General features: G+C 58.9%; 12 protein-coding genes. 5 read left to right on the top strand and 7 right to left on the bottom strand.

The window, feature by feature from the left end:
• Positions 1–129: 129 nt before the first annotated feature.
• From ACMXYH_RS06405 to ACMXYH_RS06385, 5 genes are all read right to left on the bottom strand, one after another.
• On the bottom strand, positions 130–630 hold the full coding sequence (locus ACMXYH_RS06405; RefSeq protein WP_415766626.1) for a CS1 type fimbrial major subunit: 501 nt from the start codon (positions 628–630) through the stop codon (positions 130–132).
• A gap of 33 nt (positions 631–663) precedes the next feature.
• Positions 664–1,407 (bottom strand): molecular chaperone, encoded by a 744-nt coding sequence (locus ACMXYH_RS06400; protein WP_415766625.1) that lies wholly within the window; start codon positions 1,405–1,407, stop codon positions 664–666.
• 43 nt (positions 1,408–1,450) lie between these two features.
• Complete coding sequence (locus ACMXYH_RS06395) at positions 1,451–2,665, bottom strand: hypothetical protein (RefSeq protein ID WP_415766624.1); 1,215 nt, start codon at positions 2,663–2,665, stop codon at positions 1,451–1,453.
• Between the two features lie 4 nt (positions 2,666–2,669).
• Positions 2,670–5,195: a CS1-pili formation C-terminal domain-containing protein gene (locus ACMXYH_RS06390; RefSeq protein ID WP_415766623.1), complete on the bottom strand. Its 2,526-nt coding sequence runs from the start codon at positions 5,193–5,195 to the stop codon at positions 2,670–2,672.
• Positions 5,196–5,280: 85 nt separating this feature from the next.
• Positions 5,281–5,775 carry a CS1 type fimbrial major subunit gene (locus ACMXYH_RS06385; RefSeq protein ID WP_415766622.1) on the bottom strand — a complete coding sequence of 165 codons (495 nt, stop codon included), beginning with the start codon at positions 5,773–5,775 and terminating at the stop codon, positions 5,281–5,283.
• A gap of 514 nt (positions 5,776–6,289) precedes the next feature.
• Here ACMXYH_RS06385 and ACMXYH_RS06380 point away from each other — a divergent pair.
• Together ACMXYH_RS06380 and ACMXYH_RS06375 are read left to right on the top strand one after the other, a co-directional pair.
• A complete protein-coding gene (locus tag ACMXYH_RS06380) occupies positions 6,290–6,871 on the top strand; it encodes a PadR family transcriptional regulator (RefSeq protein WP_415766621.1) in 582 nt (193 codons plus the stop codon).
• Positions 6,868–7,653 (top strand): siderophore-interacting protein, encoded by a 786-nt coding sequence (locus tag ACMXYH_RS06375; RefSeq protein ID WP_415766620.1) that lies wholly within the window; start codon positions 6,868–6,870, stop codon positions 7,651–7,653. The genes ACMXYH_RS06380 and ACMXYH_RS06375 overlap by 4 nt, the downstream gene beginning before the upstream one ends.
• Positions 7,654–7,742: 89 nt before the next feature.
• Here the strand turns inward: ACMXYH_RS06375 and ACMXYH_RS06370 are convergent, their stop codons facing one another.
• Both ACMXYH_RS06370 and ACMXYH_RS06365 read right to left on the bottom strand, forming a co-directional pair.
• Positions 7,743–8,393, bottom strand: a complete 651-nt coding sequence (locus tag ACMXYH_RS06370; protein ID WP_415766619.1) for a Pr6Pr family membrane protein — start codon at positions 8,391–8,393, stop codon at positions 7,743–7,745.
• 2 nt (positions 8,394–8,395) lie between these two features.
• Entirely contained in the window at positions 8,396–8,626 is a 231-nt protein-coding gene (locus tag ACMXYH_RS06365) for a VF530 family DNA-binding protein (RefSeq protein ID WP_007944895.1), read from the bottom strand.
• 361 nt (positions 8,627–8,987) lie between these two features.
• On the opposite strand from ACMXYH_RS06365, the gene ACMXYH_RS06360 reads away from it, so the two are divergent.
• The 3 genes from ACMXYH_RS06360 (at position 8,988) to lon (ending at position 15,706) form a co-directional block, all read left to right on the top strand.
• Positions 8,988–10,370, top strand: a complete 1,383-nt coding sequence (locus ACMXYH_RS06360; RefSeq protein WP_415766618.1) for a carbohydrate porin — start codon at positions 8,988–8,990, stop codon at positions 10,368–10,370.
• Positions 10,371–10,581: 211 nt separating this feature from the next.
• Positions 10,582–12,993 (top strand): glucose/quinate/shikimate family membrane-bound PQQ-dependent dehydrogenase, encoded by a 2,412-nt coding sequence (locus tag ACMXYH_RS06355; RefSeq protein ID WP_415766617.1) that lies wholly within the window; start codon positions 10,582–10,584, stop codon positions 12,991–12,993.
• Positions 12,994–13,288: 295 nt separating this feature from the next.
• Positions 13,289–15,706: an endopeptidase La gene (lon, locus tag ACMXYH_RS06350; protein WP_415766616.1), complete on the top strand. Its 2,418-nt coding sequence runs from the start codon at positions 13,289–13,291 to the stop codon at positions 15,704–15,706.
• Positions 15,707–15,902 lie beyond the last annotated feature (196 nt).

Raw genomic sequence — 15,902 nt, 5'->3', positions numbered from 1 at the left:
TGTAATGCGCCTGGGGATCTTTTGATTGACCCTACGCCAGCGCCGAGTCTTATCACTCGGCGCTGCTTCTCGATCGACACATTGCTCAGCCCACTTCCGAATCCCGGATATCGAGGCGCCTGTTTCAACTCACTCCCCCGGCGCCCTGGCGTTGAACAACAACAGGACGTTGCCGCTGTAATCCCCCGGGCGGTATCCCCCGGGCGGCATCACCGGAGCGATTTCCAGCAACACCCGCTTGCCTGCCGCCGCGTCAGCCGCCGACACCACCAGCCATGGAGAAAGGTCCCGGCTCAACTCCACCCCGTTGAAACTGACCCGCAACGCAATGTTGTCAACCGGCCTGCCGTTCGACAGGTAGGGGGCGGCCTCCAGGCGCGCTTCAATGGCGCTGGTGTCATGCCGCACATCGAAGTGCTTGCGCACGCTGCTCAGGGTCGATGTCGAGGGGTTCCAGATCAACCGCTGGGGCCGGTGAATCCAGTCCGGTTCGGCCGGGATCACGTAGAACGAGCGCGTCGGGATGGTCACGGACACCTCGAAGGTGTGCTCTTCCCGGGCAGCCCATGTCAAAGAGCCCATCAGTGCGGTCATTGCCGTCAGCGCGACGGCGGCGCATTGCTTGATCATGTTCGATACCCGTTGCGTCAATGGAAAGCCGGCCTATCGGCTGGCAATCTTCAGGACTTTTTTACTGTCGCCTTCGATCAGGATGAAACGGTATTCACGCCCCTTTTCCTTGTCGAAGCCAAATGCCTTGCCGGCCATGACGTGGTGTTTGGTGGTCGCTCCACATTCGTTTTCATTACTTACTTTGCAGCTTTTGAACTCGTCGACGATGACCACGGTGTTGCCGTTATTGCGCAACTCGTAGCGATGGTCGGTGTCGCTGATGGTGCTCTCGAAACGGGCATTTTTTGGACGAACGAAGAAGACTGTGCCGAACCCGGTCATCACGTTGACCCCCGCCGACAGATTTTTTTTGTAATCCTCGCGCTCTTCGCTGCTGACCAGAAACTCATCTTCCTTTTCCGGCACCACCGGGGTAAAACGCACGCGGAAGTAGCGCTCTCGATCCCGCTCGCCCATGTACAACAGGCGTGTACCCTGCATGCCCTGGGCCGGAACGATCAGCCGAGCCGGGCTGGCCATGACGCCATTGCGCGAAGCGCCGTCAGCAGACGTTTCGACCGGGATTTCCTTCGGCGTGCCGTCGGCCTCATAGACGATTTCCAGTACGTTGACCTTGACGAAAGCGGTGCTGTCACCGCTGTTGAACACCCGTTTCAAGTAGGTACTTTTATCGGCATCCAGATAGTCATACACGGTGCCAACGTTAATCTGTGGTCCGGCTTGAACCGCCAAGGGATACACACAGAGCACACACAGCCATAACAGACGCTTCATCCCCTCAACCTCATGAAAAATAAAAGATGACCAACCCGAAAGGTCAGACTTCGGAATCCCAGATCACGGTGATGTTGCCCTTAAAGGGCCTGCCTTTAGAGTTGACGATCATCCAATTGGTGTCCCACTCACCCATTTCGAAATGCAGCGTTCCCGGCTTTCGATCGACATAGATGCCGAGCTGAAACGGGCTTGTAGCAGTGCGATTCAAAGGCAGCCGTCTGACCGGTCGCCCGGCACTGTCGGTCAGCCCGTTAGGCAAACTGACACTGACATTCACACGCCCCGCGTAACCCGTCCCGCGGTCAACAATCCCGCAACCAGTGTCCAGATCCAGCTCACATACGAGTCTCATCGTGAACTTCGACGAAGCGGAAATATTGAAAATCTGATCGCGATAAAGACGCACAGGTTTGCGTCCGTGCTCCAGCCAGGGTTGCCAACCGCCTTGGGGTTCCAATAAAACCCGATTGCCAACGGGCGGAATATCCACCTTCAAGGTGTGCTGTACGTCGAGGACGAAATCCAGGGTCAGGTTGGCGTCGTCCGGAACCATCAACGGTCCCAGATCGAAATCGGCACCGGGGCCCATGGTGTAGGAAATGGCACCGGTGTAGAGCCCACTCGACATGTTCAAGGGTTTGGGGGTTCGTAGTTCATAGGCAAAAACGAGAGTGTCAAAGGACATGGACGGAATGCTGAAAGCGGCTACCTTGACGCAGGCAGCCTCCACTGGCGCTTTCCAGAAAAAACGGTAGGTTGTGGGTGAGTAAGTCCCCTTACCGCTGTACTGACAGGGCTCTGGTGCATAGACCCAACTGCTGCTGGTCCATAGCTTTTGATGACCTTCAAGTGAGGCGGTCACCCCCACCAGCTTGGCCGCTGAATCGCTCAAAATGAATTTGGAGCCAACACCGGTGATGCGCACTTCAACAGTCTCCGTTTCACGGGTCTCGGCATTGGTCACCGTCAGCTGTCGCCAGTTGGCCGGCACCTTCAACGCAATACCTTGGCCCGGAACGATGGCTCGAGTGGAATCGAAACGAACCGGCAACTCGATACTGAACATATTGTTGTCAACACACTCACTAGGGTACTGAGCGCAATAGCCACTGTTCGGGGTTTTGTTGAGGAATACATTTTTGTTCGGCTGAGAAGAATCGGGCTGAAACAAGGCCCGGATTTCCCGACTCGCCGCCTCCGCCGAAGGCATGCTCAGTGCCGTCAACAGTCCCAGGCACCACATAGACTTTTTCATAGGATCATCCCGCCTTCTGTTCGGTGGACGTAACGTCAGCCAAAGTGTCCGGCGTGCAGCGCAGATCACCGATCATCAACACATTGTTTTCACTGCGATGACGGCTGGCGTCAAGCCGGAACTGGCACAGCAGCTGATTGCCCTGGCGCACTTCAAGCGTCGGCGAGCCGGCGTTCATTTCCATCGAGAAGAACCCGTCGACTTCCGTCACCCCGCGACTGGCGTGGTTGATCACGTGATGGCCCTTGAGCGGCCGACCCTGTTCATCGACCAGTCGCCCGAGTACGGTCAGTGTTTTCATCACCCGCACCTTGCGGTATTCCACCCCGCCCTTGTTCAGGTGATAGCGCGTGCGCGGCGGTTCGATGGTCGCTGCCGGCACGTGATTGCCTTCAAAATCGAAGCTCACCGAACTGTTCTGGTACGCGGTAATCGGGATGAAATGGCGCCCCGGCTTCAACGCCGCACCGCCGCCGCTGTAATCGTCGGCGCGCAGGGTGATGTCGTCGATGTCTGATTCCACGTCGACAATCATTCCCGCACCACGCATTTCGTAATGGCTGGTCATGAGCATTTGCTCGCCGCCGACAACCAGGGTGCTGTCCAGGTTAAGACCGCCGGTGAAGTTGCCGTTGTAGGACGAACGCTGGACGAAACCGTCGCCATTGACTGCGTCGGTACGAAAGTTGGCAAGGCTCGACACACCCACGCCGTAGGTGTCAGTGAGTGCAGTCACCGAGACGTTTTGCAGCACGTGATCTTTGAGATCCCGGCGCCAGCCGAGGGAACTATTGTTGTCGCGACTGCCGTCACGGGCCGTGCGCGAACCGATGCTGCCAGTGATCTGCTGGCCCGGCGTGCCCAAGGCCAGGTTAAGGCTCAGGTCGATCCCGCGGTTGCGTGCGTCGCCACTGCTGAAACTGCCCGGGCGATCAAATAACGACAGACGCCAACTCGCATCGCTGCCGAACAGCGTAGCGCGCTGGGTCCAACCCAGATCCATACCGATGCCATCGATGTTGCCCTCGCTGTGGGACACCCGTCCGCTGATCGAACTTTTACTGCTGACCCGATGGTTGATCGCCAGGGATGAATTGCTGGTTTCGCCAATGAACACATTGCGTTGGCGCACCCGTGTACCGTCTGGCAGGGTTTCGTACAGGTTGGTGGTGTCCAGCCAGCTGCGGTTGTGGCTGATCACCAGGCTACCGGAGCCATAGTTGTAAAGACTTTGCAGATCGAGACCGGTGCCATGATCCTGGGTCTGATACACGTTGGCATACAGGCTGATGTGATTGGCCAGGGTCCAGTCGATGGAACTGCCGTATTGCAGTTTTTCGCGAATCTGCCGCGCCGATAGCCCGAGAATTACCCGTGGGTGCATCAGGTAATTGACCGAGGCCCCTGCCGTCGGACTGCCACTGGACTGCTGGTTCCAGTTACTGAGCAGTTTGCTTTCTTCACCGGCAAACAGGTTGTAGCGCCAGCGCTCATCGAGGTTGCGCCAGTTGCTGGGCTTGTACACCAGCTCCTGGGTAGTGGAGGTGATCTGGCCATCTTCGATCAGGCGCACTTCCACTTCGTAGATCCCGCCTGGCAGCGGCCGGGTATCGAGGGTTTGCAATCCCGCGGGCACTGACTGTGTGTTGATCAACAGACCGTCGCGATAGATCTCCACCGACCCTTGGCGATTGGCCGTGACATAAATCGGGTAGACGCTGGGCATCGGACTGTTGATCGCCAGGCTGTCAGAGCTGCCGAACATGACGCCGACAGCGGTATCGGGGCTGGTGCCAAACGTACGAGGTTGGCGGGTCAGCCCTTCAGAACTGGGGGTGAAATACCCCAGGCGCAGGAAGCTGCCCTGCAGTTCGCGCTGGGTGTAGAGCTCATGAACCGCGTGATAAAGCTTATCGTCGGGACCGCCGAGGCGGGCCAATTGCATGTTGAATGTCTGGCTCCAGTTGCCCAGGCTCGCGCTGGCTTCAAGGCCATAGCGCCCACCCAGATCCTGATCCTGGCCGCCATTGAGGTTGAGCTGGTTGCGCACCATCAGGCCGCTACTGCCGCCATCCGGCTGCTCGTAATAACGCTTGGTCTCCAGATCGCGCTCGGCGTTTTCGGTGAGGATCGAAACCAACGAGTTTTCCAGGTTGTAGTGCACGGCCAGCACCTGATCCGGACATGACCCCGTGCAATTGCCCAGCGGCACACCCGGCTTGAGATAACTTGCCCATTTTTCCCGTTCAGCGGGGCCGAAACGGTTTTCGCTGGTGTCGGTAAATTCGAGCAGGGTGACGCGATCATCGCGAGACAACACCACCATGGCCTCTCCCAGAGGCTGTTGATCGAGTTCTACCCGGACAGCCAGAGGCACATCAAAGAAATGCTCCTCGAAATCCGCCGGAAGACCTTTGGCCTGCGCCAGGAGACTTCGCGGTGTCGTACCGGCGGAAGAAACGGGAGCCGCCGCTGCGCTGGCGCAAAACAACAGCGCAAGCGCAGCCGCGATGGGGGTCATCGGGAACATGAACTCTTACTCTGATTACAATCAAGTTGAAGTCCGACGGGACAAACAATGCTGTTTGCCCTGTCGGTTTGCGCGACTTTGAAAGTTAGCGCGAGCCGCCCACGGGAGGGACAGCGTCGAAGGTCATTGCCACGACACCGGTGTAGTCGCCCGACTGGAAGGTCGTACCTACCGCACTGATTTTCAGCGGTGCGCGGAAGTTCACGTCAGACTCGGCTTCACCTGCTATTAGTTGCGGGGTCAAGTTGAGTTCCTTGTTACTGAGTTCCACTTTCAAAGCAATGGTATTGGCACCAGAGATCAGTTTTGGCGCGCTGTCTAGGCTGGCGTGAACCGAACCGGCGTTGTTACGCACATCGAAGAACCCGTTCACTTCTCCCATTTTACCGGTGGTAGGCTGGAAGCTCATATCCTGATCCTTGTTGACGAGGTCAGGATTGGTAGGCACCACGTAGAAACCGTTAGTCGGCACGTGGGCGACGATGCTGATGGAGTGAGCAGCTTCACCTGCGGCAAATGCCCCAGAGGAACCCAGCGCCAAAATAGCCAATGGGGCAGCGATTGCGATTTTCTTGAACATTGTTAAGTACCTGTTTTCTTTATGGAATCGGTTCATTGAAAGTTAAAAACTGCTTACCCGTAACAGGTCGCTTTATTTGAACTTCCAACGCCAAAACATCTTCGGCTTCTTGTTCCAGAAAGTAAGCAGGCAACTTCCCATGAGCGCGTAGTTAAATAACCTCATGACCAGAAGGAAAAAGAAACAAAAAACTCAAATACCAAACAGCGACTGTAAGTTACAGCCTACATACAGTTTTACTAAAAAAACCATACAGCGGCTTCGCCTAGACAACAATGGACTTGCAGGATTTTTAGAACATAAGCTCAACTATTATTAGAGCAATAGCTTTAACTATTAACAATTCCTGTATCGGCGACAAAATCAGCTTATGTACGGTGATATTTCCTGGTGATTTGCATCATTGACCGCGCCGACCGCCCGTCGGCACCGATCAGCCCCTTGCAAAAAACGTCTTGCCCTGCGCTTAAGATATATCTTAAGTTGTATCTAAATACGACGAGAGCAGAGAAAAATGAGAGACCATCATTCCCAACACCGCGACCATAACGACGGCCGCGACGGCTTCGAAAAACGCCCAGGCCCCGGCCGCGAACGCGGTGGCCGTGGCCCACGGGTTTTCGCCCCAGGCGATCTGAAACTGCTGCTGCTGGCGCTGATCGCCGAGCAGCCGTGCCACGGCTATGACCTGATCCGCCAGATCGAAAGCATGTTCGACGGCGCCTACAGCCCCAGCCCCGGTGTGATCTACCCGACCCTGACCTTCCTTGAAGAAAGCGAAATGATCCTGGGCGACGCCGAGGGCGGGAAAAAACGCTACACCATCACCGATGCCGGACGTCTGTCGTTAAGCGATCAGTCGATTGCACTGGATGGTGTGCGGATGCGCATCGAAGTCAGCAAGCGCTCATTGCGCGGCCATGACCGCCCCGCCGAGATTCACGAAGCAGTGCACAACTTGCGTCATGCCCTGCAGATGCATCACGGCCGCTGGAGCCCGGAAGAAATCCTGCGAGTGCGCGACCTGCTTAACAACACCGCCAAAGCCATCGTCGATGGCCCTGTCGTTCAACCCGCTCAGGAGCAAGCCGAATGACTGAAGTGATCGTGCAAACCATTCACCGTGTCAGCCACGAGATCAAACGCCGTCGTCTGGAAGTGTTGCGGGTGGTCGACCTGACGCCGCGCATGCGCCGCATAACGCTGGGCGGCCCGGAGCTGGCAGGCTTCGTCAGCCTCGGCACGGACGACCACGTCAAACTGCTGTTCCCACAGAATGAAGCGCAGCAGGCGGCGCTGGAAACCCTGGTACTCGGTGCCGGCAAAGACAACGGCCCGATGCCCGCCATGCGTGATTACACCCCTCGGCGCATTGACCTCGACGCACTGGAACTGGACATCGACTTCGTACTGCACGGTGACGGCCCCGCCTCGACCTGGGCCGAACAGGCCAAACCCGGCCAGTTCCTGCACATCGGCGGGCCACGGGGTTCGATGATCGTGCCGGACATTTTCGACAGCTACCTGCTGATCGGCGATGAGACGGCCATCCCCGCGATTGCTCGTCGACTGGAAGGCCTGGCGGCCAATCGCCGGGCACTGGTGATCATCGAAGTGGAGAACGGTGCCGAGCAGCAAAAACTCGACAGCGTGGCGCAGGTCAATGTGATCTGGGTACTGCGCGAAGGCGGCAGCAATAACCTGCTGAACACCGTGAAGCAGCTGCAGGTGCCCAGCGGCAACCTATACGCCTGGGTGGCGACCGAGAGCAAAGTGTCGCGGCAGATACGTCAGGTATTGCTGGATGAGCACGGGCTTAACGAGCAGTCCGTCAAAGCCGTCGGCTACTGGCGGGCGGATGACAGCGACGACGAGTGAAACCTTAAAAGATCGCAGCCTGCGGCATCTCCTACAGGGTGTACGACGATCCATTGTAGGAGCTGCCGCAGGCTGCGATCCTGGCGATTTTATTGGCGACGACGTCTATCCAGCCCAACCACCAACAACGCTATCGCCACAAAACCCAATAGCAGCCCTCCGGCATTCACGAACACCTGTGAATAACCCAGTTTGCCGACATCAATGAACGGATAGGGATAAACCGCCAGCAGATGCCCGCGCCACAACGAGTACGCGAAATACACCACTGGATAGATCACCCACGCAGCGATATGCCGCAGTCGCAACGTGCCTTTCGGCACACAGCACCACCAATAAGTCAGAAACAGCAGGGGCATGACGTCATGCATCAGCTCATCGGCCAGCCATTGCCAGCCTTGCGGATGCCATAGATGGCGCAACAAGACGTTGTACGCCAGGCCGACCACGGCGATGCTCACAGCAATGCCGCTGCTTACCCACGGCTGCAAAAACCAGCGTCTCGCCGCCGACTCGCGGGACGTCAGCTCACACGTCAGCACGGTCGCCACCAGCGTATTGCTCAGCACGGTGAAATAGCTGAAGAAGCTGATCAGCCCGCCGAGCAGACTGGCCGCCAGCGTCCAGCGTGAGTAGAAAATCAGGTACAACTGAATGCTCAGTCCCGCCCAGCCAAGCACTGCAGCCACGGCGACAACATGACGCCGCGCGGCAGAACCTGGCGTCGGTGGGTTGACCATGTTCAGACCGGGCGCTTGGTGCGCATCAACTTCACGTACAAGCGCTCGACCTTCTCCCGCGCCCACGGGGTTTTGCGCAGAAACGTCAGGCTCGACTTGATGCTCGGATCACTCTTGAAACAGCGGATATCGATGCGCTCGGCCAGCCCCGACCATTCGTAGTGTTCAACCAGCGCGTTGAGGATTTGCTCCAGCGTCACGCCGTGCAGCGGGTTGTTGTTCTGTTCGGTCATGCCGGGCCTTCGAGCGGTGAAAGAATGGGAAGCCGCGCACCTTAGCCGAGGGCTTCGTTGGGGGGAAGCGATCTGTGTGCGGTCAGTTAAATGTAGGTGAAACACAAAAGATCGCAGCCTCGTTTCACTCGATGCTCCTACATTGGAATGCCTTCACCTGTAGGAGCTGTCGAGTGAAACGAGGCTGCGATCTTTTCCACTGACTGTTACCAAATCCGAAACGCTCCATGTCGTTAAAAGCGCTTTCTCTATTTGTAACAGGACATTATCCTTGCGCTCGTCAAGCTGAAACGCTTCCGCTGCCCGCGACATACTGCCGCTTCAGTTCACCCCCCAGAAAAGACCAAGAATTACTTCCCCTATGCCTTATCTTCAAACTCCGCGAGACAGCGCTGTCCGCACCACTATTGCTGGTCGAAAAGCCCTGAACCTGATTGGCGGATTCACCGCGTTGGGCCTCGCCACTTGCACCCAGGCGGCTCCGGCCTTCGATAGCGAGTCGCCGTGGATGCTCGGCGACTGGAACGGCACGCGCACCGAACTTTCGGAAAAAGGCTACGACTTCAAAGTCGATTACACCGGCGAAATGGGCAGCAATCTGCACGGCGGTTACGACCATGACCGCACCGCTCGCTACAGCGACCAGTTTGGCCTCGGCACCCACATGGACTTGCAGAAGATTCTGGGCTGGGACGACGCCGAATTTCAGCTGACCATCACCGAGCGCAACGGCAATAACATCAGCAACGACCGCATCAATGATCCGCGCGTGGGCGGGTTCACCTCGGCTCAGGAAGTCTGGGGCCGCGGGCAGACATGGCGCCTGACGCAGATGTGGTATCAGCAGAAATTCTTCGATCAAAAGCTCGACATCAAGGTCGGCCGTTTCGGCGAAGGCGAAGACTTCAACAGCTTCCCCTGCGACTTCCAGAACCTCGCGTTCTGCGGCTCGCAGGTGGGCAACTGGGTCGGCGGCATCTGGTACAACTGGCCGGTCAGCCAGTGGGCGATGCGCGTCAAATATCACCTGACGCCGGAGTTGTACGCGCAAGTCGGCGCGTATGAGCAGAACCCGTCGAACCTCGATCGCGGCAACGGCTTCAAGCTCAGCGGCAGCGGTACCCAGGGCGCGATCCTGCCGGTGGAACTGGTGTGGTCGCCGAAGCTCAATGGTCTACCGGGGGAATACCGCGCTGGCTATTACTACAGCAGTGCCAACGCCACCGACGCTTACAAGGACAGCAATGGTCAGCCGGCCGCCTTGAGTGGCGAGGCTTACCGCAGCGCGTCGAGCAAACACGGTGTGTGGCTCGGTGTGCAGCAGCAATTGACCAGCCGCGCCAGCGACAACTCCCGCGGCCTGAGCGTGTTCGCCAACGGCACGATGCACGACAAGAAGACCAACGCCATCGACAACTATGTCCAGGCGGGCGTCGTCTACAAAGGCTTGTTCGATGCACGCGCCAAGGACGACATCGGTTTCGCCCTGGCCCGCGTCCACGTCAACCCGGCTTACCGCAAGAACGCCGAGGCGACCAATCAGGCCCGCGCGGTCTTCGACTACAACGACCCGTCCTTCCTGCCACCGCAGGACACCGAATACAGCGCCGAACTCTATTACGGCGTGCACCTCACGAACTGGCTGACCGTGCGCCCGAACCTGCAATACATCCGCCACCCCGGTGGCGTGGACCAGGTCGATGACGCGCTGATTGGCGGGATCAAGGTCCAGTCGTCGTTCTAAGAATCACGCAAAACCTGTGGGAGCGAGCTTGCTCGCGATGGCGGAGTGTCAGTCGACATCAATGCTGAATGCGAGGCCGCCATCGCGAGCAAGCTCGCTCCCACAGGGAATGCGGCGTCCAAACACTTTTTACATGAACCCTGCCCGCACAGGATCGTCATCTACAGTGAACTTGCGCGGAACTACTTAAAACGTCACGGAGAACCACACTATGAGCACTGATGGTGCTTTGAGTCGAAGCCGTCTGCTGCCGAGCCTGCTCGGTATCCTGCTTCTGCTAATAGGCCTGGCCATGCTGGCCGGGGGGATCAAGCTGAGCATGCTCGGCGGCTCGCTGTATTACCTGCTGGCCGGTATCGGCCTGGCGCTGACCGGGGGGCTGCTGATTGCTGCCCGCCGCTCTGCGCTGGGCCTCTACGCGCTGGTGCTGTTCGCCAGCACCGTTTGGGCTTTGTGGGAAGTCGGCCTCGATTGGTGGCAACTGGTGCCGCGTCTGGCCATGCTGTTTGCGCTGGGCATCGTCATGTTGCTGCCGTGGTGCCGCCGTCCGCTGTTGCGTGAAGGCGCTGCGCCGATGGGCACCGGCGCGCTGAGCGTGGCCGTGGTGCTGGCGGGCGTTGCTGCGCTGGCCAGCCAATTCACCAATCCGGGTGAAATCAAAGGTCAACTGGACCGCGACAGCGTGCCGGGCATGACCAACACCGCCCCGGCCATGCCCGACGGTGACTGGAATTCCTACGGCCGTAGCGCCCATGGCGACCGTTACTCGCCACTGGCACAGATCACCCCGCAGAACGCGAACAAGCTCGTTCCAGCCTGGACCTACCGCACTGGCGACCTGCCAGGGCCGAACGACCCGGGTGAAACCACTGCCGAAAACACCCCGCTGAAAGTCAACGGCATGCTCTACGTCTGCACGCCGCACAGCCAGGTGATCGCGCTGGACCCGGACACTGGCAAGGAAATCTGGCGTTTCGATCCGAAGCTCTCCACGCAAAACGCGGCGAACTTCAAGGGTTGGGCGCACATGACCTGCCGTGGCGTGACGTATCACGATGACGCCGCTTACGCCTCCGAGCAAAGCCCGACCGGCACCGCCAACCCTGCGCCGGTCAGCAGCGTCTGCCCACGCCGGATCTTCCTGCCGACGGCCGACACCCGTCTGATCGCCCTCGACGCCGACACCGGCAAAATGTGCGAAGACTTTGGCGACAAGGGCCAGGTTGATCTGCGCGCCAACATCGGCGGCTTCACTGCGGGCGGTTACTACTCCACCTCACCTCCAGCGGTCACAAAAGACCTGGTGGTGATTGGCGGCCACGTCACCGATAACGTCTCCACCGACGAGCCAAGCGGCGTGATCCGCGCGTTCGACGTGCACACCGGCAAACTGGTGTGGAACTGGGACAGCGGCAACCCGGACGACACCACGCCGATTGCCGAAGGCAAGGTCTACACCCGCAACTCGCCGAACATGTGGTCCATGTTCGCCGTCGATGAAAAACTCGGCATGCTTTACCTGCCGATGGGCAACCAGACCCCGGACCAGTTCGGTGGCGATCGCACGCCAGAATCGGAACTGCATGCCGCCGGCCTGACCGCCCTCGACATCGCCACCGGCCAAGTGCGCTGGCACATGCAGTTCACCCACCATGACCTGTGGGACATGGACGTCGGTGGCCAGCCAACCCTGATGGACCTGAAAACCGCAGACGGTGTGAAACCAGCGGTACTCGCGTCCACCAAGCAAGGCAGCATCTACGTGCTGGACCGCAGCACCGGCAAGCCGATCGTGCCGATCAACGAAGTGCCTGTACCGCAGGGCTCGGTGGAAGGTGATCACACCTCGCCAACCCAACCGAAATCCGACCTGAACCTGATGCCGCCGCCGCTGCAAGAGCGCGACATGTGGGGCGTCACCCCGTTCGACCAACTGATCTGCCGGATCGACTTCAAATCCATGCGCTACGACGGCCCGTTCACGCCGCCATCGCTGCAAGGTTCGATCGTGTATCCAGGCAACTTCGGCGTGTTCGACTGGGGCGGCATCTCGGTTGACCCGGTGCGTCAGATTGCTTTCATGAACCCGGACTACATGGCGTTCAAATCGAAAATGATCCCGGCCGCCGAAATCGCTGCCCAAGGCCCGCGTAAAAGCGAAACCGAAGGCGTGCAGCCAAACAAAGGCGCGCCATACGGCGTCATCCTCGAACCCCTGCTCTCGCCATTGGGCCTGCCGTGCCAGGCGCCAGCCTGGGGTTATGTGGCGGCGGTCGACCTGACCACCAGCAAAATCATCTGGAAACACAAAAACGGCACCGTGCGCGACAGCTCGCCGGTTCCGATCCCGTTGAGCATGGGCGTGCCTAGCCTGGGCGGCACCTTCGTCACTGCTGGCGGCGTTGGTTTCCTGAGCGGCACCCTCGACCAATACCTGCGCGCCTACGACGTGAAAAACGGCAAGCAGTTGTGGGAAGGCCGCCTGCCAGCAGGCGCGCAAACCACGCCGATGACCTACACCGGCAAGGACGGCAAGCAATACGTGCTCGTTGTTGCCGGCGGTCACGGTTCGTTGGGCACCAAGCAGGGTGACTACGTGATTGCGTACAAACTGTCCGAGTAAGTTGTAGCGGCGGTTAAAGGAAAGGCGACTCCTGTGAGGGGGTCGCCTTTTTTATGGCCGCTGTCCCGTCACACCGCACATCCCCTGTGGGAGCGAGCTTGCTCGCGATGGCTGTTTAACACTCAACATCAATGTCGGCTGACACTCCGTCATCGCGAGCAAGCTCGCTCCCACAGGCCGCCAAGTCAAACACACCTGTCCAAACCCTGAACACACACCCAGAAATATCCCAAGCCATTGAAACCACCCCCCACCTGCCCCATCTAACACCCATACCCAATTGCGCAGGTGCCCCATGAGCGACCAGCAAGAATTCCCCGAAGACCCGAGCGAATACGCCGACCCAGAGAACGCCGAACACCCCTCCACCGGCAAAGGCCTCGCCCTGCCAGGCCAGAACCTGCCGGACAAGGTCTACATCATCCCGATCCACAACCGCCCGTTCTTCCCGGCCCAAGTGCTGCCGGTCATCGTCAATGAAGAACCGTGGGCTGAAACGCTGGATCTTGTGAGCAAATCCGATCACCACTCCCTGGCCCTGTTCTACATGGACACGCCCCAGGAAGATCCGCGCCATTTCGATACCTCCGCCCTGCCGCTCTACGGCACGCTGGTCAAGGTGCATCACGCCAGTCGCGAAAACGGCAAACTGCAATTCGTCGCCCAAGGCCTGACTCGCGTGCGCATCCGCACCTGGCTCAAACACCATCGCCCGCCGTACCTGGTAGAAGTCGAATACCCGCACCAGCCCACCGAGCCGACCGACGAGGTCAAGGCTTACGGCATGGCGCTGATCAATGCGATCAAGGAACTGCTGCCGCTCAACCCGCTGTACAGCGAAGAGCTGAAGAACTACCTCAACCGCTTCAGCCCCAACGATCCGTCGCCGCTGACCGACTTCGCCGCCGCACTGACTTCGGCCACCGGCAGCGACCTGCAAGAAGTGCTCGACTGCGTGCCAATGCTCAAGCGCATGGAAAAAGTCCTGCCGATGTTGCGCAAGGAAGTCGAAGTCGCGCGTTTGCAAAAAGAGATTTCCGCCGAAGTTAACCGCAAGATCGGCGAGCATCAGCGCGAGTTCTTCCTCAAGGAACAACTCAAGGTCATCCAGCAAGAGCTGGGCTTGACCAAGGACGACCGCAGCGCTGACATCGAGCAGTTCGAACAGCGCCTGGAAGGCAAGGTTCTGCCGCCCCAGGCGCAAAAACGCGTCGAAGAGGAAATGAACAAGCTGTCGATCCTCGAGACCGGTTCGCCGGAGTACGCGGTCACCCGCAACTACCTCGACTGGGCAACCTCGGTGCCGTGGGGCGTGTACGGCGAGGACAAACTAGACCTCAAGCACGCACGCAAGGTGTTGGACAAACACCATGCCGGCCTCGACGACATCAAGGACCGCATCCTCGAGTTCCTCGCCGTCGGGGCCTACAAAGGCGAGATCAGCGGCTCCATCGTGCTGCTGGTCGGCCCGCCGGGCGTAGGTAAAACCAGTGTCGGCAAATCCATCGCCGAATCCCTCGGTCGGCCATTCTACCGCTTCAGCCTCGGTGGCATGCGCGACGAAGCCGAGATCAAGGGCCACCGCCGCACCTACATCGGCGCGCAACCGGGCAAACTCGTCCATGCGTTGAAAGATGTCGAAGTGATGAACCCGGTGATCATGCTCGACGAGATCGACAAGATGGGCCAAAGCTACCAGGGCGACCCGGCCTCGGCGCTGCTGGAAACCCTCGACCCGGAACAGAACGTCGAATTCCTCGACCACTACCTGGACTTGCGTCTGGACCTGTCGAAAGTGCTGTTCATCTGCACCGCCAACACCCTGGACTCGATCCCCGGCCCGTTGCTGGACCGGATGGAAATTATTCGCCTGTCGGGTTACATCACCGAAGAAAAAATCGCCATCGCCAAACGTCACTTGTGGCCCAAGCAACTGGAAAAGGCCGGCGTGTCCAAAGGCAGCCTGAGCATCAGCGACAGCGCCCTCAAAGCGTTGATCGACGGTTACGCCCGTGAAGCGGGGGTGCGGCAGTTGGAAAAACAACTGGGCAAACTGGTGCGCAAAGCCGTTGTGAAACTGATCGACGAGCCGAAAGCGGTGATCAAGCTCGGCCCGAAAGACCTCGAGTCCTCACTCGGCCATCCGGTGTTCCGTAACGAGCAAGTGCTGTCAGGTACCGGGGTCATCACCGGGCTCGCCTGGACCAGCATGGGCGGCGCGACCTTGCCGATCGAAGCCACGCGCATTCACACCTTGAACCGTGGTTTCAAACTCACCGGGCAATTGGGTGACGTGATGAAAGAGTCGGCAGAAATCGCCTACAGCTACGTCAGCTCCAACCTGAAGTCGTTTGGCGGTGATCCGAAGTTCTTCGACGAAGCTTTCGTTCACTTGCACGTCCCGGAAGGCGCCACCCCAAAAGACGGCCCGAGTGCCGGCGTGACCATGGCCAGCGCCCTGCTCTCGCTCGCCCGAAACCAGGCGCCTAAAAAAGGCATCGCCATGACCGGCGAACTGACGCTGACCGGGCATGTACTGCCGATTGGCGGCGTGCGCGAAAAGGTAATTGCGGCGCGGCGGCAGAAGATCTTCGAATTGATTCTGCCGGAGCCAAACCGCGGTAGCTTTGAAGAATTGCCGGATTATCTGAAGGAAGGGATTACCGTGCATTTCGCCAAGCGCTTTGCGGATGTGGCGAAGATATTGTTCTGACGGTGATGTAGCGACAATACGACCGCCATCGCGAGCAAGCTCGCCCCCACAGGTTTATCACTGTCCCCTGTGGGAGCGAGCTTGCTCGCGAAGACGTCGGCACTGACGACGCTCAACTCTCGGCCACCTCAGGCGTTGCCGTCACACTTTGTCTCATCTTCAGTTATGCTCGCCGTTCGTCGTGAATGCCGGAGCC

The organism is Pseudomonas frigoris (assembly GCF_047758635.1).
GTDB lineage: Bacteria > Pseudomonadota > Gammaproteobacteria > Pseudomonadales > Pseudomonadaceae > Aquipseudomonas > Aquipseudomonas frigoris.
The sequence above is the reverse complement of the archived record's forward strand: the minus strand, read 5'-3'. Positions and strand labels throughout refer to the sequence as shown.